This is a genomic window from Neobacillus mesonae, from assembly GCF_023715155.1.
In the GTDB taxonomy this organism is placed as follows: domain Bacteria; phylum Bacillota; class Bacilli; order Bacillales; family Cytobacillaceae; genus Neobacillus; species Neobacillus mesonae_A.
Map to the genome: position 1 here is coordinate 313050 of NZ_JAMBNQ010000002.1, position 24104 is coordinate 337153.

22 protein-coding genes and 1 pseudogene are annotated in these 24104 nt (G+C 36.9%); 16 read left to right on the forward strand and 7 right to left on the reverse strand.

All coding sequences use genetic code 11. The annotated features are described in order from the left end of the window. The first annotated feature begins 1 nt into the window (after nucleotide 1). The 3 genes from M3183_RS04340 (at nucleotide 2) to M3183_RS04350 (ending at nucleotide 3861) form a co-directional block, all read left to right on the forward strand. Nucleotides 2–622, forward strand: coding sequence for an NAD(P)-dependent oxidoreductase (locus tag M3183_RS04340; protein WP_251466841.1), 621 nt, complete (start codon nucleotides 2–4; stop codon nucleotides 620–622). 341 nt (nucleotides 623–963) lie between these two features. Further along, the gene (locus tag M3183_RS04345) at nucleotides 964–2955 is read left to right on the forward strand and encodes a molybdopterin-containing oxidoreductase family protein (protein ID WP_251466842.1); all 1992 of its coding nucleotides are present in this window, start codon (nucleotides 964–966) and stop codon (nucleotides 2953–2955) included. Between the two features lie 285 nt (nucleotides 2956–3240). After that, nucleotides 3241–3861 (forward strand): hypothetical protein, encoded by a 621-nt coding sequence (locus tag M3183_RS04350; protein WP_251466843.1) that lies wholly within the window; start codon nucleotides 3241–3243, stop codon nucleotides 3859–3861. A gap of 38 nt (nucleotides 3862–3899) precedes the next feature. Here the strand turns inward: M3183_RS04350 and M3183_RS04355 are convergent, their stop codons facing one another. Beyond that, complete coding sequence (locus M3183_RS04355; protein ID WP_251466845.1) at nucleotides 3900–4505, reverse strand: TetR/AcrR family transcriptional regulator; 606 nt, start codon at nucleotides 4503–4505, stop codon at nucleotides 3900–3902. 196 nt (nucleotides 4506–4701) lie between these two features. On the opposite strand from M3183_RS04355, the gene M3183_RS04360 reads away from it, so the two are divergent. The 5 genes from M3183_RS04360 (at nucleotide 4702) to M3183_RS04380 (ending at nucleotide 9201) form a co-directional block, all read left to right on the forward strand. Beyond that, entirely contained in the window at nucleotides 4702–5439 is a 738-nt protein-coding gene (locus M3183_RS04360; RefSeq protein WP_251466847.1) for an SDR family NAD(P)-dependent oxidoreductase, read from the forward strand. A gap of 179 nt (nucleotides 5440–5618) precedes the next feature. Then, the gene (locus M3183_RS04365; RefSeq protein ID WP_251466849.1) at nucleotides 5619–6404 is read left to right on the forward strand and encodes an SDR family oxidoreductase; all 786 of its coding nucleotides are present in this window, start codon (nucleotides 5619–5621) and stop codon (nucleotides 6402–6404) included. Between the two features lie 46 nt (nucleotides 6405–6450). Next, nucleotides 6451–7227, forward strand: a complete 777-nt coding sequence (locus tag M3183_RS04370; protein ID WP_251466851.1) for an SDR family NAD(P)-dependent oxidoreductase — start codon at nucleotides 6451–6453, stop codon at nucleotides 7225–7227. Nucleotides 7228–8484: 1257 nt separating this feature from the next. Beyond that, complete coding sequence (locus M3183_RS04375) at nucleotides 8485–8688, forward strand: hypothetical protein (RefSeq protein WP_251466853.1); 204 nt, start codon at nucleotides 8485–8487, stop codon at nucleotides 8686–8688. A gap of 372 nt (nucleotides 8689–9060) precedes the next feature. Then, entirely contained in the window at nucleotides 9061–9201 is a 141-nt protein-coding gene (locus tag M3183_RS04380; protein ID WP_251466855.1) for a hypothetical protein, read from the forward strand. A gap of 1052 nt (nucleotides 9202–10253) precedes the next feature. Here M3183_RS04380 and nagZ read toward each other — a convergent pair. The 3 genes from nagZ to M3183_RS04395 form a co-directional block, all read right to left on the reverse strand. Further along, a complete protein-coding gene (gene nagZ, locus M3183_RS04385; protein WP_251466857.1) occupies nucleotides 10254–12053 on the reverse strand; it encodes a beta-N-acetylhexosaminidase in 1800 nt (599 codons plus the stop codon). Between the two features lie 145 nt (nucleotides 12054–12198). Then, nucleotides 12199–14028 (reverse strand): M56 family metallopeptidase, encoded by a 1830-nt coding sequence (locus tag M3183_RS04390; protein WP_251466859.1) that lies wholly within the window; start codon nucleotides 14026–14028, stop codon nucleotides 12199–12201. 17 nt (nucleotides 14029–14045) lie between these two features. Then, complete coding sequence (locus M3183_RS04395) at nucleotides 14046–14426, reverse strand: BlaI/MecI/CopY family transcriptional regulator (RefSeq protein WP_251466862.1); 381 nt, start codon at nucleotides 14424–14426, stop codon at nucleotides 14046–14048. 150 nt (nucleotides 14427–14576) lie between these two features. On the opposite strand from M3183_RS04395, the pseudogene M3183_RS04400 reads away from it, so the two are divergent. Together M3183_RS04400 and M3183_RS04405 are read left to right on the forward strand one after the other, a co-directional pair. After that, nucleotides 14577–14971: pseudogene (locus M3183_RS04400) on the forward strand (tyrosine-type recombinase/integrase); the annotation flags it as partial. Between the two features lie 369 nt (nucleotides 14972–15340). Further along, nucleotides 15341–15712: a DUF4430 domain-containing protein gene (locus M3183_RS04405; protein WP_251466864.1), complete on the forward strand. Its 372-nt coding sequence runs from the start codon at nucleotides 15341–15343 to the stop codon at nucleotides 15710–15712. Between the two features lie 1169 nt (nucleotides 15713–16881). Here M3183_RS04405 and M3183_RS04410 read toward each other — a convergent pair. After that, the gene (locus tag M3183_RS04410) at nucleotides 16882–17253 is read right to left on the reverse strand and encodes a winged helix-turn-helix transcriptional regulator (RefSeq protein WP_251466866.1); all 372 of its coding nucleotides are present in this window, start codon (nucleotides 17251–17253) and stop codon (nucleotides 16882–16884) included. Nucleotides 17254–17456: 203 nt separating this feature from the next. Between M3183_RS04410 and M3183_RS04415 the strand changes: the two genes are divergently transcribed. Further along, complete coding sequence (locus tag M3183_RS04415; protein ID WP_251466869.1) at nucleotides 17457–18671, forward strand: MFS transporter; 1215 nt, start codon at nucleotides 17457–17459, stop codon at nucleotides 18669–18671. A 534-nt stretch (nucleotides 18672–19205) separates the two neighbouring features. Next, nucleotides 19206–19760: a GNAT family N-acetyltransferase gene (locus tag M3183_RS04420; RefSeq protein WP_251466872.1), complete on the forward strand. Its 555-nt coding sequence runs from the start codon at nucleotides 19206–19208 to the stop codon at nucleotides 19758–19760. Nucleotides 19761–20049: 289 nt separating this feature from the next. Here the strand turns inward: M3183_RS04420 and M3183_RS04425 are convergent, their stop codons facing one another. Beyond that, the gene (locus tag M3183_RS04425) at nucleotides 20050–20406 is read right to left on the reverse strand and encodes a winged helix-turn-helix transcriptional regulator (RefSeq protein WP_251466874.1); all 357 of its coding nucleotides are present in this window, start codon (nucleotides 20404–20406) and stop codon (nucleotides 20050–20052) included. A gap of 168 nt (nucleotides 20407–20574) precedes the next feature. Between M3183_RS04425 and M3183_RS04430 the strand changes: the two genes are divergently transcribed. From M3183_RS04430 to M3183_RS04445, 4 genes are all read left to right on the forward strand, one after another. After that, nucleotides 20575–21321, forward strand: coding sequence for an SDR family NAD(P)-dependent oxidoreductase (locus M3183_RS04430; protein ID WP_251466877.1), 747 nt, complete (start codon nucleotides 20575–20577; stop codon nucleotides 21319–21321). A gap of 88 nt (nucleotides 21322–21409) precedes the next feature. Next, nucleotides 21410–21739, forward strand: a complete 330-nt coding sequence (locus M3183_RS04435; RefSeq protein ID WP_007085797.1) for a putative quinol monooxygenase — start codon at nucleotides 21410–21412, stop codon at nucleotides 21737–21739. A 176-nt stretch (nucleotides 21740–21915) separates the two neighbouring features. Further along, complete coding sequence (locus M3183_RS04440; RefSeq protein ID WP_251466880.1) at nucleotides 21916–22467, forward strand: NADPH-dependent FMN reductase; 552 nt, start codon at nucleotides 21916–21918, stop codon at nucleotides 22465–22467. Nucleotides 22468–22767: 300 nt separating this feature from the next. After that, complete coding sequence (locus M3183_RS04445; RefSeq protein ID WP_251466883.1) at nucleotides 22768–23160, forward strand: Rrf2 family transcriptional regulator; 393 nt, start codon at nucleotides 22768–22770, stop codon at nucleotides 23158–23160. Nucleotides 23161–23565: 405 nt separating this feature from the next. Here M3183_RS04445 and M3183_RS04450 read toward each other — a convergent pair. After that, on the reverse strand, nucleotides 23566–24104 hold a 539-nt coding region (locus M3183_RS04450; RefSeq protein WP_251466886.1), incomplete at its 5' end, for a transposase.

The following is a 24104-nucleotide window of genomic DNA, read 5'->3' on the forward strand; positions in this document are numbered from 1 at the left end:
CATGAATATTTTAATTTTAGGTGGAACCGGGCGGGTTGGAGGTCAAATTGTTACTTATGCCCTTCATGATGGATATCGTGCGACTGTATTAGTCCGCACTCCAGAAAGGATTCAAATAAATAATAAAAATTTAACCATTATTCAAGGTAATGTTTTAAATAAAGACGATGTCATACGTTCCATGCAGGGTATGGATGTAGTGATTAGTGCACTAAATACTGATGGGGCAGCTGTTCTATCAGAAAGCATGCCGTTGATAATCGAAGCAATGGAGAACGAAGGTATACAGCGAATAATCACGATAGGAACAGCAGGTATCCTTCAAAGTAGAACCACGCCAAATTTACTGCGTTATCAGTCAAGTGAATCCAAGCGTAAGTCAACCCGTGCAGCGAAAGAGCACCATAAAGTTTACGAGCTGCTTCAACAATCAACCCTCGAATGGACAATCGTCTGTCCTACGTATTTGCCAGATGGGGAAAGGACAGGTAAATACCGTGTCGACCGAAATGTTTTACCGGAGGGTGGAGTTGAAATATCTGTGCCGGATACAGCAGAATTTGCATATAGCCAGATAAAAAGTAATGATTATATAAAATCACGTGTTGGTATTGCCTATTAATCGTCTCATACTGCTTGCTTATTGGACTAAAATTTAAGGCGGCATCGTTTTAGCTGCAGTTTTTTAAATATATCTGCAGTTTTGAGAAAGACTTCCATAAATTACCCCTTTTTAGAGAAACCCCTCGACTATCACCCAACATATCTGCGACTTTTCAGGGGATATCTGCGACTTCACCTATTTTATCTGCGAGTTTCCACCATATATCTGCGATTACCCCCATTATATCTGCGACTTCCTTTTATTCCCTCCCTTTTTTAAAATCAATAAATAAAATTCCCCGCATATCCGCAAATTTCCAATGATATCTTAATACAAAACATGTAAAAAAGGAGCGGACTATGAAAACAAATATAAATGTCTGTCCACATGATTGCTGGGATACATGCAGTATGAAGGTGACGGTGGATGAGAACGGGAAGGCGGTTAAGATCCGCGGCAATCAGGAGCACCCGGTGACGAAGGGTTCGTTATGCTTGAAGGTGAACCGATACCTTGACCGCGTCTATCATCCTGACCGGATTTTGTATCCACTGAAACGAACCGGTAAAAAAGGGGAAGGGAAATTCAAAAGAATCTCGTGGGATGAGGCCATTCAAACCATCACCGGCCAATTTAAGAAAACGATTCAAACATATGGGGCTGAAGCTGTGCTGCCGTTTAGTTATGGCGGGACCTACGGGCTGTTGAATTATGGCAGCATGGACCGGCGATTCTTTGGAAAAATGGGGGCCTCCACTTTGGCACGGACTTTTTGCGTCGCGGCAGGGGGAGCGGCATTAGACGAAACGTTTGGGACGAAAATAGGGATGGACCCGGAAGATATGGTTCACTCCGAATTAATAATCGCGTGGGGAATTAATCTCTACGCAACGAATATGCACCAGGTTTCGATTATTGAAGAGGCACGGAAAAAGGGAGCCAAATTAGTGGTAATCGACCCGTACATGAACGAAACGGCGAAAAAGGCAGACCTCTATCTCCGGATTCAGCCTGGAACGGACAGTGCCCTGGCTCTCGGCATCATGCATATTCTCATCAAAGAGGATTTGATCAACCACCAATATGTGAATCAATATCTAGACAACTTTGATAGATTAAAAGAAAGGGCAGCCGAGTTTCCACCGGAAAAAGCAGCTGCGATTACTGGGATTGCCGAAAGCAAGATAATTGAATTAGCTCGTCTTTATGGTCAGACCCAAAAAAGTGTGATTCGCTGCGGATTCGGCATTCAGCGCCATACCAATGGTGGAGAGATGGTGAGGAGTCTTGCCATTTTGCCTGCTTTAACTGGGGCGTGGGAAGCTGTAGGCGGCGGGTTTCTTCTCATTAATTGGGATTATGGTTTTAATTTTAATCAATTGTTTGCGATAGATATTCATCAGGGAAACCCGCGTGAAATCAACTGTTCCCAGATTGCCTCGGCCCTTCATTTGAAAGAAAACCCGATTCATATGATGTATGTGTACAATAGTAATCCAGCAGGCGTGGCGCCGAACACCAATCAGGTCATTGAAGGGCTTTTAAGAGAGGATCTTTACCTTGTGGTCCATGAACAGTTTATGACGGATACCTGCCAATACGCGGATATCATCCTGCCGGCAACCACCTCATTGGAGCAGCTCGATATTCACCGGTCCTATTGGCACCTGTACATTCAGCTGAACGAACCTGCGATTAAACCGCTGGGCGAGTCGAAGTCGAATAATGACACCTTCCGGCTGCTGGCAAAAGGAATGGGATACACCGATGCCTGTTTCTCTGACAGTGATGAGGACTTAATTAGGCAATTGCTGGATTCTGACCATCCCTATTTGAAGGGGATTACCTATGAGGCCCTGAAGGAAAAGAAATTCATCAAAATTAATGTTGAAGGAAATCATTTTATGCCATTTAAAAAGGATTTTCCAACCAAAGCAGGAAAAGTAGAGATCACTATGAAAAATGGTTCGGTAATCAACTATACCCCGATTGTGGATGACAGCCGGTTTCCGCTTCATTTTATTACACCAAAGGCCAAGTTCTTCCTAAATTCAACTTTTGGCAATATCGATCTTTTGAAAAAGAGAGAAAAAGATCCGCTTCTTTATATGCATCCAAACGATGCCGAACCGCGCGGCATTCAAGACGGGGATGAAGTTTTGGTTTTTAATAACCGCGGCTGCATTACTCTTCCGGTGAAGATAGGCGAAACATCCGGTCCAGGTGTGGTGATCAGTCCGATTAACTTATGGGAAAAACGGGTGAATGTCACCACTTCTGATGCCATCACGGATATCGGCGGCGGAGCGACGTTTTATACCAATTTTGTGGATGTAAAGAAGATGGAGTAGAAAAGGCCTGCGCCTGTTAGACTTAGATTCAACCTTTTCCAATATTTGTAGAATTGAAGAGAAATATTATACCTAATTTATGTAGAATCGTCCGAAATGAAGTGCCCAACTTATGCAAATTTTTCGGCTGTTTACATTGAATCCCAACAAAAAAGCCAGGCCCAAAGCCTGGCTTAAGTCATTTTAAAAGACTTATTGTAAAATACTAGAAAATACAACATAATATTTGAGGGCAGTATTCTAATCTGATTGACTACTAATGAAAAAGCAGCCAGGGGTGTAAATGTGAAGAAAAATAAAAGAAAAGATAAAAAGATAGATAAAAAAACATATAAAAAGAAAGATAGTAAATGGAAGGATAGATTAGAAACCTTCCTTGGATATTTTTTAATGATTGATATCCCTGTGTTTCTGGTTTCACTGGTTCTAGCTATCTTCATGAAAGATTTCTTGTGGCAGCAAATCTTCCTTAATCTAACGATTGGCTCCTTTGGATTTATCGTCATTTTTGGGGCGATTGCACTGATTCAAAATAAAGCCAAAAGCGTCAACGGCAATATTTTTCAGAAATTGTTTGGCTCTATTTTGGCACTTATGTTTACATTAGTGGTCCTATCCTCATTATTGACGGCGATTTCCCTCTATCAAGACAAAACGGAATATACCAATGGTGAATTTAAAACGGTGGTAGGTGTTGCCAAAAATGTTACATATAGTTCCCCCAAACACGATCCTAAAGATTATTTGTGGAAATTTGAGATCAAAGGGAAAACCTTCACGATAGAAAATATGGCCATCACCGATGATGAATACGAACAACACTATAAAGGTAAAAAACTATCGGTGACTTATTTGCCGGAAAGCGGTTATGTTATCGATTTAACATTGGCCGAGGAAGAACAATAAAATCCCGGCCTTTTCGCGAGTTTCATTAAAGTCTTAAATTACTTCTTTCCAATATACTCCACCGAGTAAATATGTGTTTTCGTCAGCTCAATGACTTCCTTGATAAAATCTTCCTTGGTTTCTTTGAAGCCATTTTGAATCCAATTTTGCAGGAGTCCGTAAAAGCCATAGGCAGTATAACGTTTAAACACGTCCATATTGACAGGAATCTGGTTGATGGTTTCGAAAATAAATTGTTCCTGATAGATTTTTAAGATGGTTTGAGGGAACCGTGTATGCAGCCCCGGCAACGTGTCGTCATAGTTAATCAATTCAAAGAAGTTCCGGTTTTTATAGATATAAGAAACGATATTAAAAGATGGCGGGTTTAGCTTTGATGTATAAACTTTGTGACCAGGTACATAGGGTTTGCCAACTGAAGTCTCTAATCCCTGCAGCATGGAAGCAAGCAGCTCTTCAGCTAATTCGATTTTATCTTGGTAATGGATATAAAAGGTGCTGCGATTATAGGAGGCATAATCGACAATGTCTTTTACGGTAATGGAGTGGTAACCCTGCTCTTTGATGAGATCAATCAATGCTTGCTTAAAATGTTCTTTTGTACGATTTTGCCGCCCCGATGTCCTATTTTGTTCGTTATTCATCAAAAAACCCCCCTGAAAATAGACAGATTTATCGCAAGTGTCTAAGTAATCGACACTTCATGATATCTTAATGATTGTGAAATGTGAACGGAATAGTACAATTAAATTGTGACAAAAATAGTACAGATAATAAATCTATCTAGTATCTTTGTCTAAAATGTAGTAAGGAATTTTTTAATATAAGGAGGATCTAAGGATGGGAAAATTACAAGATAAAGTAGCTGTGATTACTGGCGGAGTATCTGGTATTGGGGCAGCAACAGCGCGTTTATTCGTTTCGGAAGGTGCCAAAGTGGTTCTTGTTGATTTAAATGAGGAAAAAGGGAAAGCTTTTGAAGCAGAATTGAAAACGCTTAATGCTGAAGCTCTTTTTATAAAAGCAGATATTACAAGTGAGGAACAAGTTCAACATGTATTTTCTCAAGCTGTTTCCACTTTCGGCCATGTCGATGTTGTGTTTAATAATGCTGGAATCGGTGTGACAAAAGCAACAGAGGAGATTACGTTTGCTGAATGGCGTAAAACAGTTGGCGTGGATTTAGATGGCGTATTCTTAGTCGCACATTCTGCTTTGAAACAATTCCTAAAAAATGGCGGCGGTGTGTTAGTGAACACAGCTTCAATGTACGGCTGGGTTGGCGCACCAGGAAATGCTGCTTATAATGCAGCAAAAGGCGGCGTGATTAACTTAACACGTTCATTAGGTCTTGAATATGCTGACCGAAATATTCGTGTAAATGCACTATGTCCTGGATTTATTGATACACCTATTATCCCAGAAGAAGTCAAAAAGGATCTTGGAGCTATTACACCAATGAAACGTTTGGGTAAAGCAGAAGAAATGGCAAAAGCCGTTTTATTCATGGCTTGTGATGATTCATCATTTATGACAGGTAATACATTAACAGTTGATGGCGGTTTTACCGCACAATAATAGATTTTGGGAAAGTAACGTTTGGTACAAGTTTAGTAAACCTAGATTTATGGATTACGAAGGGGAGAAATAGCCCTTGTAGAGTGTAATATCCTTAATTAAAGATATTTTAAATGAAGAGAAATTAATGGATATCTGAGCATAAGTTTTTATCTGTAAGAATAAAGGAGGAAATTTCAATGAGCAACCGTTTTGATGGGAAAGTAGTATTAATTACAGGTGCAGGTTCTGGTTTAGGTCAGGCCTCTGCATTACAAGTGGCAAAAGAAGGAGCAAAACTTTCACTCGTTGATTTAAATGCTGCTTCATTAGAAGAAACAAAAAGGAAAGTGTTAGAAGCAGCACCTAACGCTGAAGTATTGCTTATCACTGCGAATGTGGCAGATGAAAAAGCGGTCGAAAACTATGTAAAAGAGACAGTTGAAGAATACGGGAAAATCGATGGTTTCTTCAACAACGCAGGGATTGAAGGAAAACAAAACTTAACAGAGGATTTTGGCAGTGATGAATTTCAAAAAGTAGTGGGTGTCAACCTAAATGGTGTGTTTTATGGCTTGAAACACGTTTTGAAAGTCATGAGAGAACAAGGTTTCGGCTCTATTGTCAATACGGCTTCTGTTGGCGGTATCCGCGGGGTAGGAAACCAATCTGGTTATTCAGCAAGTAAACACGGTGTGGTCGGATTAACAAGAAACTCTGGAATTGAATATGGCCAATACGGCATCAGTATTAAAGCCATTGCACCAGGCGCTATCATGACACCAATGGTTGAAGGTTCATTAAAACAAATGGATCCAGACAACTGGGAAGAAGTAGGAAAACAATTTGTTCAGCCAAACCCAATGAAACGTTTCGGTAAGCCAGAAGAAGTGGGTTATTTGGTGGCCTTTCTGCTATCAGACCAAGCCAACTTCATCAACGCTGCCGTTGTTCCGATTGATGGCGGACAATCTTATAAATATTAAGTAGTACGGGTTCACCCTGAATACAATAAAAAGGAGAGTTATCGATATGTTATTTGAAAACAAAGTAGTCTTAATTACTGGTGCGGCTGGCGGTATTGGAATCGCTGCTGCGAAGGCATTTGCAAAAGAAGGGGCAAAATTAGCGCTTGTGGATTTGAATGAAGATGCGCTAAAAAAAGCTTCCGAACAAGTGGATGCAAGTGATATCTTATTTGTTCCTGCGGATGTTACAAAAGAAGATCAGGTAAAAAATTATGTTGATAAAACCGTTGAAAAATATGGCCGTATCGATGTATTTATTAACAACGCCGGTGTAAATGGCGCCAATGCAACAATCGCAGAGCAAACGGAAAAAAACTTGCGATTTGTTATGGATGTTAACTTCTTTGGCGCTTATTACGGTTTAAAATACGTTCTTCGTGTCATGCAAGAACAAAAATCAGGTTCTGTTGTCAACACAGCTTCAAACGGTGGATGGCTTGGTGCTCCGGGAATGAGTGCTTATGTTGCATCGAAACATGCTATTCTCGGACTTACAAAATCTGCAGCTTTAGAAATGGCGTCATATGGCGTACGCGTAAATGCTGTTGCACCGGGCGCTACAAATACAGATATGATGCGTAGAATTGAAAGAAATGCAGTTGGAGAAGAACATGCTGAGGAAGCACAAAAAGCATTTGCGGCTGCTGTTCCAATGGGGCGCTATGCTACACCAGAGGAAATCGCAGATTTGATGGTATTCTTAGGTTCAGATAAATCCAGGTTCATTGATGGAACGATGGTTCGTATCGATGGCGGCATGTCTTCTAATTCAGCACAATAATATATTAAGGGGCTGTCCTAAAAATTCCAAGATGGATTTTGAGGGCAGCCCCTTTTCAATTTTTGTTAAAATTTTAGTCTATTTTCGTAAACTATGTTGTTATGCCAAGAAAGCGGTGGTTTATTCAATTTAGGAATAAACGGACTCTGCGAAAAAGCTGGATTACAGGATAGCCCCCTTGGAAGTAAGAAATAAGCGGAGGTTTTCCCGTTATTTGCAAAATTAGGCTTAAATAGTAAAAAATAAGCGGAGTTTTTTCCGTTATTCAATGAAAAGCACCCGATTTTAGCAGTTTAAAATCAAATAAGGGAAATTCCTCCGTCTATTTCAGCTAATTAACATCCAATTTCCTAAATAAGGGGAATTTCTACCTCTATTTTTTGAACGAATCTTAAAAAGGGAGCAAAAAGCAACAATCTTTTAGAAAAGAGCCTATTTTTAAAATAAAATAATCAGTACTTAGGTTTTTGACTACCCAAATTTGCACTATTCTTATGCTTAAATGTTTGGCCTTTCAATCTCTTCTTGGCCCTTCGGTTGAGATTTCAATGAAGCAAACGCATTTGACATTCTACTAGCTTGACCTTTTGTAGGAAAGAATTCTTTTGCAATCTCTTCCTGACTTTTAGGTTTAGCATTGGTTGAAAGGTTTGGTGAAAGTTCTTTTGCAATCTCGTATACAGTATTACCTAGTTTCGATTGACCATTATTTGCCTGACTACTTTTTTTATTTTTCTTATGATCAAATATTCACAAAGTCATCATCACCACGGTACTTATTATGAGAGAAGGCGAATGTAATTATGTAAAGAAAGGTTTGTCAAAACATCTAGTGCTTAAAATCTTTCATTGTGCATTATTCAATTGGATATTTTTTTGCATTTTTTTTAAAAAAATCAGTCGTTATTAATACAACATAATACCCACAACGTTAGTTTCGTGGTTTTCAATTCTTCCACAATCGGGCCAGATTGTGAAGTAATCTGTTTTAAAAAATTGAAGCATAAAAAGTACATATAATCCTAAAAGTTGAGCAGTTGCAGCGTAAATTAAACAAAGAATAAAAGTATTACTAAGAACAACGTGTCCTTTAAACTGCGTTTTAAAATTGTAACCGCTAACACACAAAGAAAATTTTAAAGCGAGTATTCCTTACATCATATTTCAATGATAATAAGACTGGATCTTTATCACTAAAGTTTAAATTCAAAAAAGTTAGAAAAGGAGATATAATATATTCAAATAAGGAGGTGTAATATGGCTTATAAGATATTTATAAAAAATAAATTTGATGGAAGTCTTGAAGAAGCTGACGATGAAACATATCACAGTAAAGAAGATGCTGAATACGCTTTAGACGAAGCAATTAATAATTTTATGACAGGAGCAGAAGTATTTGAACTGTCTGGAGAAAGCTATGAAGATCGAAATGATTATGAATTTATAATAAAGAAAATTTAATTTTGGCTAAAAGGGTAAAGTATATTTTCTGTCTTACCCCCTTTTTATTTACTATTGTTTAACCACCGTAGTGTTTTCTATGTTTCAGTATATACTTGAATGGTCGGCTCTCCCTTTTTTAGTTTTTACTTTGGTGGGAATAGCTCTTATATGTGGGGGTGTAATATATATTTATAAAAACTTCCGCACTTAAAATGTTGATGTTTTCTTTCCACAATCGAGCGCTATCCTTGAAAAAGGATGAGCGTTTATTTTTGTATTTTAGGGCCATATTTCGGAGCAAATCCATTAAAGAAAGAGTGTTTTGTATTTATAAACGGTAAAATGAGGGAAAAGCCATTTGAGGATGGATATTCTAGGAGACAGGTAAAAATGAGGATTGTGTTAGAACTACTTCTTATAATGCTGACTATGATTGCAGAAACGAAGGAGGCAGAGGATCCGGAGGACACAAATCTTTTACATTCATTATATCTACAGCTTTACCCGACGATATTTCCAAATATAAATTAGTCTTTAAAGAATGTAAAATACCATTCCAAAAACCAACAGGGCTTGAATTTGTAATTTAAAGGAGCAATTAATTTTCTTAATTAATCACTCATGTACATATTCAGCGCTTTTTCTGCTTTAAATTTAACTTTAGACGAAATCGAAGCGCTCATATAAAAATTAAGTAGTTCCGACTTTGTGGAACATTGTATATGGCATACTGTTTAGCATATATTTTTGTCACTATAACAATGATTTTAAATAAAATAGGCTGAAAATAGCATAGCAATTAGCACCCTTAATAGCATCTGACAATAGCTGTTGTCGTCGGTTAAATTAGGGTGCTATTTTAGTTGTTATTTACTTGTAAATTCTTATCTCTTTTGAGAAAAAACAAGGAGTGATTTCATTTTATAGAAAAATATAGTTGGATAACTTTAAATATTATGTTCTCCAACTACCATGAAAGAAACGAATTCAGACTTTCATTTTCTATGGGTGAAGATATGCTTCATGGATTGCTAAGGAGGGATTTAATTCAATAAGCAATATTCCTCTAAAGTGAAAAAAGCTTGAGGTTCGAAAAATTCCCTCAAGTCTTTTTGTGTGCTATTTAAATTGTTATTTGATTGCAGATTCTTATGTTATTTAACCTGTGATTTTGGATTTTCTCCACGTTATCGGAACTACTTATCTAAAAATGCGTGTCTTTTTTTATTGAGCCATTATCTACAGTATTTTTTTCCACAGTATTCAACGTATTTTATGATAATAAAAATGGTGGTTTTCTATCTTTGCGGAAACATGATCTACTGTAATGGTATATAGTTTTCATCGTATACAAAGATAGGACTTTACATGGTGGCTGGTATGATAATCTTGGATGCCGGTGAAACAGCTGCTTCAGCCTTTCAAGATAAATCGTAACCATAGAGGCTCCACGTCAAGTCCTTAACCACTTATCTTGGCAATACATGTACACAATGATAACGGGAGCATTCTATCAATTTTTTATCGACACTACTATAGATAAGGTTCCGATTGTGAAAGAAGTAATCCTATTAACCCACTAACTATTTTATAGACTCCAGAAGACTATTGATGGAGTGATTTAATTCATTTATGTTAGCATTTTCTACACTCGTATCTTTAATGTTATATTTCTTTTTTAGTTGAATAATTCTTTTTATACTTTCATTTAATCTTTGTTCGGAGATTTCCCCATTTTGAACAGCAGTTTTTAAAGAGGAGATAATCTTTACAACATTATTATAGTCATGCCCTACTAAAATAATATCGCTTCCTGACTTAACTGATTCTACCGATGCTTTACCAATATCATAATGTTCTGTTATGGCTCCCATTGTCATATCGTCCGTTATGATTACTCCTGTAAAACCAAGTTGTTTTCTAAGAAGATCCGTCATGACAGCTTTTGACATGGACGATGGATTCGTTTTATCTAATTGAGGCAATAAGATATGGGCGACCATCACAACATCTGCACCTTGATTAATCGCACGTTCAAACGGTATTAACTCTAGTTCTTTAAGCTCCTTAAGGCTTTTATTTACAATTGGAAGGTCCAGATGGGAATCAACCGATGTATCTCCGTGACCAGGAAAATGCTTAATTGTTGTGATAACGTTCTGAGACTGTATCCCTTTCATCGTTTGAACCCCAAGTTTACTTACTATTTCCGCATTGTTCCCAAATGATCGATCCCCGATTACTGGGTTATTTGGATTGCTGTTAATATCAAGAACAGGTGCAAAATCGAGATTTAAACCATATTCTTTTAATTCGCGGCCTAAAAGTGTTCCGACTTTATAAGAAAAATCGGGGTTATTAAGCTGTCCAATCTGTTTATTTGGTGGAAAGTTAACAAGTCCGCCTGGCAATCTTGTCACACGTCCACCCTCTTGGTCAACACCTAGTAAAAGCGGTAAACTCGAACTATTTCCAGCTTTCAGTTGATTCACAAGGTGATTCACTTGTGCAGGGGTTTCAAAATTATATTTGTAAAAAATAATTCCCCCGACATGGAATTGGCCTATTAATTGTTTTGCGTTTGCATCCATTGTAGTCCCGGAAACCCCAGCAAGAATCATCTGGCCAATTTTATCTTCTAAGCTCATTTTAGAAATTATTTCTGAAATGGTTTGATTTCCTTGTTGATTAGGTTTTTTAACTTGTGTTTGTTGATTCGGCTCTTTTTCAACTTGTGCTTGTTGATTTGGTGCCTTTTCAATCTGTGTAAAGAGTGAGATATGGTCAACTTTAGGATTTGGCTCCTGCTCTGTTTTTACCGGTAAAACCCATAATAAATCAGTAGAAGTCGTTGCATGATAGACTAGTATCATTTGGTCAACAGTTGAATCTTTATAGTATCGAATGGCATCGGGTTGTCCACCAGTTTTCTCAATTTCATTTAACGAGATATTTTGTAGTTCCGAATCATACAATCGGATATCATTTACAGTCTGATCGGCATAGCCGATTGTAGCGTGATGACTTTCATATTCCTCATACCTGCCTTTAGCAGTTTCTGAAATATGGTCTGATTTTCCCCACTCTTGATTTACTTCCTTCCATTCTGTTTTGCCGGAAACGAAGGGAATGTTCGGAACCTTACTTTCTTTAGACAAAGAAAAGGTTTCCTTTACCAATTTATCAAGACTTGAGGTCTGATCCTTGTTCGAATCCACTATTTTTTTATCGGAAGGATTAGTTATAATTGGGCTTTCTTTAGCTGGCGTCTGTTCGCTATCATTTGCTTTGATTGCATAATAAGCTCCAATGATTAAGGCCAGCATTAAAAGTAGAATTGTAAAAATAAGTAGTCTATACCGAGAATTCCTTTGTCTTTTCATCTTCAATTCCCCTTTCTAACCTAGTCTTTATCATACAAAAGGATGAAACAAAGATTTCATCCTCTATTTAGTCGTTAATTATAAAGTTTGCACCTTATAATGGAACTCGTTTGCAATAGTCGATACTTTTTTGTTTCATATTTTATCACCATTGTCTTCCCGGATCGTTTGACATATTATTAAACGTACCCTTAGGGTAAAGTACGGAGTAGTGGTCCATTACCGGGTTCTGATGGCTATTCGAAGGCTGAGGAAATACTAACAAAATCTTGTATTCGGAACTTGCAACATACCCTATAATTTCCTCACCATTACTTTTTACATCATATGCCGGAGTTCCATATACTTTCTTCACCATAGAAAGTGATAATTCATTTAATTTCTTATCAAAGGATCTCGCCTCAAAAATCCGCTCCCCTTTATTGAAACCAAATACCACATTGTGTTTCGAAAATACAGCATAATTCCCTTTAGCACTAGGTACCCAATCAACCTTATCCGGATCTCCTAGCTTTTTCTCTACGTCTTCTATAACAGTCGTTTTAACAGGAAACTCCGAATTAATGATTTTCCCCTGTTTTGCCAATTGCATGATACTAGAAAGAAGCTTTCTCTGAATACCCTCATTAGAGGATGAAGCAGGGGAATTGTTATTTGTTGCTGACGCTTTGCTGGTATTAACTTGTGTTGCATTGCTTTGTGGTGCTATGCTGGTATTATCTTGTGAAGCATTGCTTGGTGAAGCTTGGCTGGTATTATCTTGTGTGGCATTGCTTTGTGACGCTTGGCTGGTATTGTCTTGTGTTGCATTGCTTTGTGATGTTTCATCATGAGATGCTTTATCTTGAAATGTTTCATCTTGAGATACTTCATCTTGAGATGTTTTATCCACTGACGAAGTAGAACTATTTGTACCGCTGTTGTTAGTTGGGGTAACCCCTGAACTGCTTGGTTTAATGGTGCTAGAGCAGCCTACCATAATCGTAAAAATTACAGCTAAAACTGCACATAGTGCAGAACTTTTTTTAAATCGAGTAATCATAATAATTCTCCTTTTATTGTATTTACTAGCATACCCTAATGTCCCAGTAATTCCCCTTTTTTCTGAGAATAATCTAAGCATATTGATCATAGTTTGACCGTATTTTTTGAATTCCTCTGACTTTAAAGTATTGAGGACAGCCGCATCACAAGCCATCTCACAGTCTTGTTTTATCTGATTAAGTGAATACCAGATTAAGGGATTGAACCAATGTATAGCTTTAACAAACATAAGCAGGGTGTTTACCGCTAAATCCTTGTTCTTTATATGAGTTAACTCATGGCTGAACACAAACCTAAACTCTTCCAGGGTTAATTTGTCTATAAGCTCCTCTGGCATTAAAATTTTTGGACGTAATATCCCGTAAACTGCTGGTGACTTCGAGTAATTATTGTAAATAATTTTCACTTTCGAATTTACTTTAAGCCTTGATTTTTCTGCTTCAAGAAGTTCGATTAAATCTCCTCTTTCACAGATTGACCCCTTTTTTAATTTAGCTATCATCAAGATATTGACGAATAGAATATACAGTAAAGCTGCTGAAACACCGATTATCCACAGAACCGCTGCAGTATCATAATTAAAAATAGCCCCTTTAATACCTGGATCAGTGACTGGCATACTTTCTTCTTTTGACGGTATATTTCCGGTTTTAATATTACTGTTCGATAGTATGTTAGGAACATATTGCTCTGTTATAAAATATGTATCAAGTTTCTTCTGCTCATGTGGAATAAAATTCATCAAGCTTATATGACTTTGAACGCCCATTGGCAGTATTAGCCTAAGTACAAGCAGAAACCAGATATAATAATGAAGCCTTGCGCTAAGCCTTTGTCTAAAAATAGCCTTAATGGCAAGAATCCCTAATGCTAAAATACTTCCCATTAGTGACAGTAATAAGACTTCTTTAAATACTGCGGATAAAACCATGCATCAATACCTGCCTTTTACTCGTTAACTTTTTCATCAAGCAATCTTTGAAGTTCTTCTATTTCCTTTTCAGAAATCTTCTCATCTTTTATAAAATTGGCTAGCATAAGGTGAATAGAGCCATCGTATACCTTTTGGATAAACGTCCTTGTTTCTTCCTGTATACAGTCTTTTTTATCTACTAAAGGATAAAACTCATAATGAGGCATCTCCTTATTCACACCTAAAGCTCCTTTTTTTACCAGTCTGTTTATTAATGAATGAATGGTTTTCGGACTCCATGTCTTATTAGAACTTACTGCCTCTATTATCTTCGCAGCCGTTAATGGAGCTTCTTCCCATAACACCTTCATGACAATCCACTCTGCATCAGATATTTTGCAATCCACTTTCTTCATCTTACTTCACCATCCTACAAGTGTAATCTTATTCACAGACTACACTTGTAGGATTACATTGTCAACATGTATTTTTCCTGGAAAAATGCAAAAATATAATCTGGGAATTTCGAAAATAATTTTAGTATTTTTATATGAAAGTTTTATTTTAATCATGATGATATTAACTTCTCTACGAATTCCGTTATTGTACGTGGAAAAGGCGATAAAGAAAGAGAAGTCTATTTCAATACTCGCTGCTCCTTGTGGTTGAAAAGATATTTAGAAGAACGGGACGATGAGGATTCGTGTTTGTTTATCACAGAAAGAAGACCCAAAAGATGTATGAGTATCGACCTTATTAGATACATCATTAAGCGTATATTTTGCCATGCAGGAATAAAAAAAGTATTCATCCACACCCATTACGACATAGTTATGCAACTCACATGATTAATAACGGAGCACCTCCTGAAGTAATCCAGAGCAGCTTACTTAGTCATGAGAAGAGTGAGACCACAAAAATATATGCGCAGCTAAGTGGAAAGTTGAGACACGATTTTTAAAGCAAATATTTTTGAAAGTTGCTTAAAATGCTCTTTTTTTGAAATCGACGTCCATTTATACAAATGCATGTCTTTTTGTATAGGGCCAGATTGTTTAACATCATTTTTAAAGAAAAATTGGTAAGAAGGAAGAAATGGTGAAGATTTTCACTTGAACGATGCAGTTTAGTTTAATAAGGCTTTTCTTAAAAATAAAATGCCCCGGAAGAATCGTAGAAGTAATTTTTAACTGCAATATAACCGGTAAACAAATTTGTTTAGTAAATTCTATATATATTTGAAATTACATCTAACAACTTGTTGGGTGTTTTTATTAACATAATTAGATGACATTAGGAAAAAATAGATAAAAAACGAGGAGGATATATTATGTACAAATTTGCTTTTGCACTCCCTTTTTTGTTTGCTTTATTGCTTGTAAATCCTGCATATGCAGTTGAAGTAACTGGCATTGTTCAGATTATGGATCAAAACAATAAAGTTATAGTAAAGAAAAATATAACATTTGAAGAGGGAGACAATATATACGAAATAACCAAGAACAACTTTGATGTGACGGAAACAAACGGTATGATAACAGGAATCAATGGATTGGTTGAAAAACCTGCAGAAAACATCCATTGGGCTGCATTTATTGATGGTGAATTTGTTGAAATTTCACCAGACGATGTAGGACTTTACGCAAATGATATTTTAACATGGGCGTTAAGGGATCTCGATAAACAAGAGATAATGAAATAAACAGAACTGCTCACGGCAGCTTTTATATTTAAATAACGGGGGAGAATAGTTTAATAAGAAGTGGGTAGTATAAGTTCATTAAGTAGACTGGTGCCGTATTTCAAATATAAAAGTGTCGTCCTTTATTACGTATAAAATTAGATATAATTTAAATACTAAGGAATGTTGATATGATCCAAGATAGGATGTTAAGAATAGGTATATTAGGTGTACTTTCAACAATACCAGGAGAGATTGCTTCGAGGATATTTGTACACTTTGGCTTCGGAAAGTTTGGTATTTATGAATTATCAAGTCTTATTATTACATTTAACAGACCCGTATTTACCATAGGATTAATCGTGGATTTTTTAATTAGTAGTGTTTTTGCAGTCTTACTTTACTTTATATTTGAAAAGTTTGGTTCATGCCATTTAGTTATAAAAACGACCGTGGGCAGTTTATTTGCCTGGTTAGTATGTGAACTATTATTCACAACAATAATAGAAGGTAAATATATCGATATTAGACCCATCAATGATTATTATTCTCATATTTGCAGCACCATGATTTTTGGTATTACATTAGGGTTGTTGCTAAAAAAATTTATATTCAAGAGTTAACCCTATATTAAGTGTAAAAGAGATTGTGAACAATAGCACTTAAGCTATCGGGTGCATTAATTCAAGAAGGATTAATGCACTTTTTTGTTGAAGTTATAAAACTAACGAAGCAGAATTGTTAGATTACCAAGGAATGATTATAATTATTAGTATGATATCAAAAGGTGTGAAATTAAAGAATAAATATAAAATGTATTTGGCAATTAAAAAATGCTGTTTTTGGCAGTATGTTTTTTGAATGTGAAAAAGCAAATATGCAATGGATGAATAAAAACCTGCATATTTTCAGCTTTTTATTAATTTAGGATATTGAACAAAAGCACCCGTTTGTTTAAGTGTAATCATTCACAATCTTTTTCATACCTTAATATAACTCCAATCCCAATGAACTGTTGTTCCAGAATCCATTACTTACAAATAGACGCCTTCTTATTCAAGAAAAGCGCCCAATTGTTAAAGATCTCTTTTGATTATCTTCTTACCTTATAATGACTTCGAAAATCTCAAGTAGTTACATTTACCTATTATCCAGTTAGTGTAAAGAATTAAAATAAGGTTTTTAGAAGGTTACTTCAAATGTTCATTTAACACATTCTCCTCTAGCACCGAAAATTTATCGCCATATACTTTTGTAATATGTTTTTCTCCCCAAGCACATAGCGAATCCAAAATATCCTTTAGACTCCATCCATACTCACTGAGTTCATACTCCACTTTTGGAGGAATTTGATTATAAACAATCCTATTAATGATTCCATCTTCCTCTAATTCACGTAATTGTTGAGTTAGCATCTTTTGAGTTATATTCGGCATAAGACGCTTCAATTCACTTGTTCGTTTCTTTCCGTGTGTCAGATGGCAAAGTATCACGCCTTTCCATTTTCCTCCGATCACTTCCAAAGTAGCCTCAACTGATATATTGTATTTTTTTTTCTTCATCCATAAATACCTCCTAATTCGATAGGCACTAAAAAGTACCTACCACACTAAAAAGTCCCTATATCACTTTTAAGTGCGTTCTTCTCAATTAAAGCTATATAGATCATAATAACATTTGCCGGTGGAAATAGCCTATAGATTATTATTTTAAGTTGCCTTCATTCAAATCTATTCAACCTAAAACACTATTCAGGAGGGATAAAATGTCAATCAATAAAAAACGAAACACTTACGCACTGCTGGCTCTAGCAGTATGTGCATTTGCTATAGGTACTACAGAATTTATCAGTGTAGGGTTATTACCTCTAATCGCTGGGGATTTAAAAATACCAATTACAACAGCAGGTCTAACTGTTTCTCTTTACGCATTAGGGGTAACATTTGGCGCACCTGTCTTAACTTCAATTACTTCCAGTATGGCCCGTAAAACTTTATTACTTTGGATTATGATTATTTTTATAATCGGTAATAGCGTGGCAGCAAGTGCTGCAAGTATCGGTGTATTGCTTGCTGCTCGTATCATTTCAGCTTTTTCTCATGGTATCTTTATGTCTATAGGTTCAACAATTGCCGCCGATTTAGTACCTGAAAACCGCAGGGCAAGTGCGATTTCCATCATGTTTTCTGGTCTGACAGTAGCAACTGTTACAGGAGTGCCATTTGGAACATTTATCGGACAGCATTTCGGTTGGAGAATGGCGTTCATTCTCATTGTGGCAGTAGGAATTATTGCCCTAATTGCAAACAGCATCCTCGTTCCTTCCGATTTACGTCTGAGGACCAAAACCTCTATCCGTGATCAGGTTAAGCTAGTGAAAAATGGGCGTTTACTTCTTTTATTTATTATAACGGCTTTAGGTTATGGAGGAACATTTGTCGTCTTTACCTATTTATCACCTATCCTTCAAAATATAACAGGCTTTAAAGAAGGGACAGTGGCTGCGATTCTGCTTTTATATGGAATAGCCATTGCCATTGGAAACATGTTAGGTGGAAAGTTATCGAATCAAAACCCTATTCGTGCACTATTTTTTATGTTCATTATTCAAGCGGTTGTTTTATTTGTGTTCATGTATACAGCTCCATTTAAAATTGCGGGTCTGATTACTGTGTTCTTAATGGGTCTTCTTGCTTTTATGAATGTCCCCGGATTACAAGTATACGTGGTCATGTTAGCAGAGCGGTTTGTGCCTGCCGCGGTTGATGTAGCTTCTGCAGTGAATATTGCTGCTTTTAACATCGGTATTGCGTTTGGATCTTATCTAGGGGGAGTTATTACTGATTCAGTGGGACTGATTCATACCACTTGGATCGGTTCACTAATGGTTTTAGGAGCTGTTCTTTTGACTGGATGGAGCAGGATCCTTGAAAAAAGAGACCAAAAGGCAGATAGTTATGCAAGGACATCTATTGGATAACCAAATTTGCTGAAAATTGTAAATAAAATATAATAATTCCACACACAAGTTATGCTAAGATGGGATTTGCATACGAAGTGGTAATAATACAAAAACCACGAAGGAACATTATATTTTAGAAAACTTCGCTGTAGCTGATTTATCTATCAAAAGAAGACATGGCACAAATTGATCAGCTTAATCAAGAACATCAGGTTTGGCCTGACACAAATAACTTTGATATCTAAAAAAAAACTAAAAGGCGCTCCAACAATTAAAGGGAGCGCCTTTTAGTTTTAGTAAAAATATGTTAATCGAACACAAACCCCATTTATTACATTAAGCTTCTTCTGCATCCTTAAATTTAAAAGTAATGCATTTCTTCCACAATCTAACCCGATCGTTGAACTCAAGTTAAACACTACTCTTCAACTCCCCGTTAGCACAGTAAGCATCGCTTCAAATATGAATAAATATTAGTGTGTATACAGGTTTATCCCTAAGTTATAATTCAGAAGGATTTATAAACATACTGCCAAAACATTCATCAGTTAATTGCCAGAAACAAATATAAAATATGAAATTATACCAATTGAAAAAGCTTACTCTTGTAAAGAGTTGTGTAATGAACTTATGGTTTTTCAAAAATCAAAGGCAAAAATTACACCTGAAATGTTTGATAATATGAATTTTGAGACAAGGATGCTTCCTTCTATAAAAAGTGCAATAGATAATCAAATCGTGGTTGTAAGAGATGGTGACAAAATAGTTGGTTATGTTTTTTCAAATATCTCTCCTAAAGAAGTTTACTCAAATGATTTTGCAACTTCTTTTGACCTTTCTTCAGTGAATAGAAACAATGTAGGGTGTTTATCTCAGTTTTATATAAAAGAAGAATATAGACGATATGGAATTGGTTCAGTGCTCTTTGATATTTCAATGAAATGGTTGAACCAATTTGATGATATAGAGGATTATTTTATTTTTGTTTCAAATGGTAATGATGCATTAGAATTAGAATTTTATAAACGTAAAGGTTTTGTTGTTAGCCACAATATTATGAATGGATTTATAACTGTTTTACGAAACAAAAGATTACCAGATAGATAATTGTGAATGTGAAGAATGACACTTAAACTAAACCAGCTTTAGTTGAACAGCGGGGTTGCTGCGGCGATCCTTTTTTTATTGAGCTAACTGGCAGTTTTGTTCAATAAGACGATGTTAAATAGTAGTTAAAAGGTGATGCGAAAATGCCAATATTCCCAGATTAAATTGACCTTCTATCAATATTTGAATCGGAACCAATATTATTAGATTCTACATTAAAGGATTTGGCCAAATCTTAGTACAACAATAAAATACCTTACATATAAGGTGTTATAAGTTGGTTTCCTCATTAAGAAGCCTCTTCTGGTTGTGCGATTTCAAATTCACCTTCTGCATACTCTTGCTCCGCATAATGGCTTCCCCATTGACAGAGCTCCTGCAAGATAGGTTTAAGAGATTCTCCAAGTTCAGTGGATGAATATACAACCTTCGGTGGTACTTGATTATACATCTTTCTGCTCACAAGTCCACTGTCTTCAAGCTCTCTAAGTGTTTGAATCAGCATTTTCTGAGTTATATTTGGGATAATGCGCTTTAATTCACTCGTTCTCTTTGGTCCATTCATTAAAAAGTATAATACAAGTCCTTTCCATTTTCCGCCAATAACTTCCTTTGTCACTTCAAACCCACAGCTAAATTTTTTCATGTCTAAAGCTCTCCATTCCACATTTATTACTTTTTGGTTACTATATCACAAAAAAGTGGGTACTTCCAATAATGTGCTTACTGAAGGATACTATATCTTGTAAGTTGTTCTTCAAGTTTTTAAAGGTATTAGACTTAAAATAAAATTAATACTAAAGGAGTGTTAAGTATGGGTAAATTTGAAGGTAAAATAGCGCTTGTAACGGGTGGAACAAGTGGGATTGGTCTTGCTACAGCACAAAAATTTGTAAACGAAGGTGCATATGTTTATATCACGGGACGCAGACAAAACGAACTTGATAAAGCTGTTAACCAAATTGGCAAGAACGTAACCGGTGTTCAAGGTGATATTTCTAAGCTTGAAGACTTAGACAAACTATATGACATTATAAAGCAGGAAAAAGGTAAGTTGGACATTCTTTTTGCTAATGCAGGCATCGGCAACTTCCTTCCATTAGGTGAAATTACTGAAGAGCAGGTTGATAGAACGTTCGATATTAACGTTAAAGGAACCATCTTTACTGTTCAAAAAGCGTTATCACTATTCCCGGACAAAGTAGGTTCTATTATTGTAACGGGCTCTACTGCTGGATCAATTGGCAACCCAGCGTTTAGTGTATATGGAGCATCTAAAGCAGCATTAAGAGCACTAGTTCGCCACTGGATTCTTGACCTAAAAGGTACTGAAATCCGTGTAAATGTGGTTAGTCCAGGAGGTATTCTTACACCTGCATACGATGAGCTTTTTGGTGATGCACTTGAAGAGGTACTGGAAAATAGCAGAAATACTGTTCCAGCTGGAAAAATTGGGACACCTGAAGAAGTAGCAAACGCTGTATCTTTCCTTGCTTCAGACGAAAGCAGTTACTTGACGGGTGTTGAATTGTTCGTAGATGGCGGGCTAGCACAGGTATAATTTCACTGCGCAGAGATTACAAAAAAGGTTAATGGGGAATGGTGTAACGGAATCCCCGCAAAATATAAAATTTATAGGAGGAGTCAATATGACCAATCAACAAGTTCAACTCAATATTCGTTTTAAGGCTAAACCAGGGAAGAAAGAAGAATTCCGCAAGGAGCTATCTTCCCTTATTGAGGAGATGTCATCCGAGAAGGCATTCATTAGCGCCATTGTATCGGACGATCTGGATCAGCCGGATGACTTGATCATTTATGAAACATGGCAAGGCACGAGAGATAGCTGGCTTGCGGAAGAATTTATTAAACCATACCGCAAGAATTACGAAGGAACACTGGGCGATTTAATTGTGGATAGAAGCGTCAGCTGGTTGCAACCGAAGGGCGAATGGGGAAGTCATATAACGAATGCATGATGACGTTGAATCTTTAATCATTTAACCGAAGAAGGCAAACGCCTTGAAAGTGTGGTTATCCCTATTCTTAGGGATACCCATAAAACCGTATTGAATGGAATAACAGATGAACAATCCGAAGTGTTACATAATTTAATTTCAAAAATTATTACCAATACATCAGGAGGAAATAAAGGATGAATATTGTTGTACTCGTAGGAAGTCTAAGGAAAGAGTCTTATAACATGCAGCTGGCTAAAACAATGCAGAAAAGATACAAAGAAAAAATGAACTTGGAAATTGCCGACATCCGTTCCTTGCCTCATTTTGATCAAGATGAAGAAAACAATCCGCCGCAGTCTGTAAAAGAATTCAAAGAGGCAGTTTCAAATGCTGACGGAGTTGTCATTATTACTCCGGAATACAACTGGTCGATTCCTGGTGTTTTGAAAAACGCCTTGGACTGGGCTTCGAGGGTGGATAAGGTTTTCATTGGCAAACCAGTCATGGCTCTCGGTGCGACTATGGGAATGCTCGGAACCGTCCGTGCCCAAATGCATTTGCGTGAAATTCTGGATGCCCCTGGCATTCAAGCAAGAATCCTTCCTCCGGGCGGAAATGAAGTACTAATCGGTTTTGCCCATCAGAAGTTTGATGAACAATCAGGCCAATTAGTTGACGAAGGAACGCTTAATTTCTTGGACAGTAAAGTCGAAGCATTTATTGACTTTGTAAAATCACAAAATTAAATGAACAACAAAAAGACCGGCCCGCAATGGCCGGTCTTTTCGCTTACCTGAGGAGGTGTCTGCCAGGTAAGGTGGATATGGCGGCTAACGGGATCCTCCTCCTATGGACAGGTACCTTCTACCCCGGCTACCGTAATGATAAAACTGTATAAAAAATGGTCACCCAGAAATATCTGGCTGACCTTATAATACGAACGTGGCAGGTTGAATAAAGCAGGTATCTTGACAATCGTTTTTACACAATTCTAATAGATATTAGAGAGTCTTATAGTCTTTAATAGATAGGAAGGGTTGAATACATTGAAGTACTCAAAAGCAACTAATTACGCTCTTCATACAATATTAAATTTAGCCTTGTCAAAATCAAGCAAACCAATAGGGGTACAGACACTAGCAGAAAAGCTGAATGTTTCACCAACTTACTTATCTAAAATCCTAACCAAGCTTGTAAAAGAAGGAATGGTATCTTCTGTGTCAGGAGCAAATGGTGGATATTCATTGACAAGAGGCTGGGAATCCATTTCTTTTCTTGATATTATTTTTGCTATTGAGGGCAAGTCATCATTGTTTGAGTGCGGATTAGACCATGGACCTCAATGTCAGATCCAAAAAGTAATGTTGAAGTCCGAAGAAAAAATGGAAGAAGAATTAAGGAGGCAAACCCTGGCTGATTTAGCTAAGACATCTGAATAAATTTAATGATGTCTTTTTTTATCCTCCCTCTATAAATGTTGATTTATCAACGGTTTGACCCGTTGGTGGGGTGTCAAAAAAATATTTTTCGACACGATTTTCTAACAATATTTTTATATTATGTGAAACTATTCCATCACATGGGTACGCTACGCGGTCACTACTGGTTAAAGATGGTAAGTAGTGATAGGGAATTATACGATGCACAATGGATCTCTGCGTAGCTTATGATGACGTACCCTCCCATGTCTCTGGGCATCAGTGTGCCTACATTCCTTCGTTCGGTCTAGTCATAAGGCAGAGGCTAGCGAAGCTCCTTTAGGGACTCAAGGTCGAATGGAAAAAATAGTGCCAGCTTCTCCGTGTCATCCTATTGTCTAGGTCAATTTAAAGGGATGTAGGGTCTTACGCAGCCTCTGCGAGACTAGGAATATCCCTCATCATTCGCTGTGCGTCAAACGCTTTGTGCTTAGTGCTAATTCCATGTAATACTTTTAATAGCTTACCGCATAGAACCACGATGGATTGCTTCTTGCGTAAAGGATTAACCTGACGGTTAATGTAATATTCGTGTAGCCTTCTAAAGGCTTCATTGTGGCGAATCATGGGCATCATCACTCGAAAAAGTAGGGCCCGCAGCTTTCTTCTACCCCGTTTGGAGATGCTTTTATGCCCTTTATGCTGCCCGGAGGAATTTTCACGTAACGTTAATCCCGCGAGTTTGATTAGTTGGCGTGGATCTTCGTAGTGTGAAAAGCTTCCGATTTCAGCTAATAGGTCAATAATCGTGGTATCTCCAAGCCCTGGAACCGTTGAAAGCCATTCGTATTCTACAGACGTTTTTACTAGCTTAACTAAGTGCCCTGTAATACTTTCGATATCTTGTTCAAGCTGATAGTAACGACGGACCAGTGTGGCGATTTCAATACGGGCCATCTCATGTC

Bases quoted from the DNA above. Each gene is read 5' to 3' on its own strand.
- M3183_RS04340 (WP_251466841.1), top strand. From the start codon at position 2: ATGAATATTTTAATTTTAGGTGGAACCGGGCGGGTTGGAGGTCAAATT.
- M3183_RS04345 (WP_251466842.1), top strand. From the start codon at position 964: ATGAAAACAAATATAAATGTCTGTCCACATGATTGCTGGGATACATGC.
- M3183_RS04355 (WP_251466845.1), bottom strand. From the start codon at position 4,505: ATGAATAACGAACAAAATAGGACATCGGGGCGGCAAAATCGTACAAAA.
- M3183_RS04360 (WP_251466847.1), top strand. From the start codon at position 4,702: ATGGGAAAATTACAAGATAAAGTAGCTGTGATTACTGGCGGAGTATCT.
- M3183_RS04365 (WP_251466849.1), top strand. From the start codon at position 5,619: ATGAGCAACCGTTTTGATGGGAAAGTAGTATTAATTACAGGTGCAGGT.
- M3183_RS04370 (WP_251466851.1), top strand. From the start codon at position 6,451: ATGTTATTTGAAAACAAAGTAGTCTTAATTACTGGTGCGGCTGGCGGT.
- M3183_RS04375 (WP_251466853.1), top strand. From the start codon at position 8,485: ATGGCTTATAAGATATTTATAAAAAATAAATTTGATGGAAGTCTTGAA.
- M3183_RS04380 (WP_251466855.1), top strand. From the start codon at position 9,061: ATGAGGATTGTGTTAGAACTACTTCTTATAATGCTGACTATGATTGCA.
- nagZ (WP_251466857.1), bottom strand. From the start codon at position 12,053: ATGAAAAGACAAAGGAATTCTCGGTATAGACTACTTATTTTTACAATT.
- M3183_RS04390 (WP_251466859.1), bottom strand. From the start codon at position 14,028: ATGGTTTTATCCGCAGTATTTAAAGAAGTCTTATTACTGTCACTAATG.
- M3183_RS04395 (WP_251466862.1), bottom strand. From the start codon at position 14,426: ATGAAGAAAGTGGATTGCAAAATATCTGATGCAGAGTGGATTGTCATG.
- M3183_RS04405 (WP_251466864.1), top strand. From the start codon at position 15,341: ATGTACAAATTTGCTTTTGCACTCCCTTTTTTGTTTGCTTTATTGCTT.
- M3183_RS04410 (WP_251466866.1), bottom strand. From the start codon at position 17,253: ATGAAGAAAAAAAAATACAATATATCAGTTGAGGCTACTTTGGAAGTG.
- M3183_RS04415 (WP_251466869.1), top strand. From the start codon at position 17,457: ATGTCAATCAATAAAAAACGAAACACTTACGCACTGCTGGCTCTAGCA.
- M3183_RS04425 (WP_251466874.1), bottom strand. From the start codon at position 20,406: ATGAAAAAATTTAGCTGTGGGTTTGAAGTGACAAAGGAAGTTATTGGC.
- M3183_RS04430 (WP_251466877.1), top strand. From the start codon at position 20,575: ATGGGTAAATTTGAAGGTAAAATAGCGCTTGTAACGGGTGGAACAAGT.
- M3183_RS04435 (WP_007085797.1), top strand. From the start codon at position 21,410: ATGACCAATCAACAAGTTCAACTCAATATTCGTTTTAAGGCTAAACCA.
- M3183_RS04440 (WP_251466880.1), top strand. From the start codon at position 21,916: ATGAATATTGTTGTACTCGTAGGAAGTCTAAGGAAAGAGTCTTATAAC.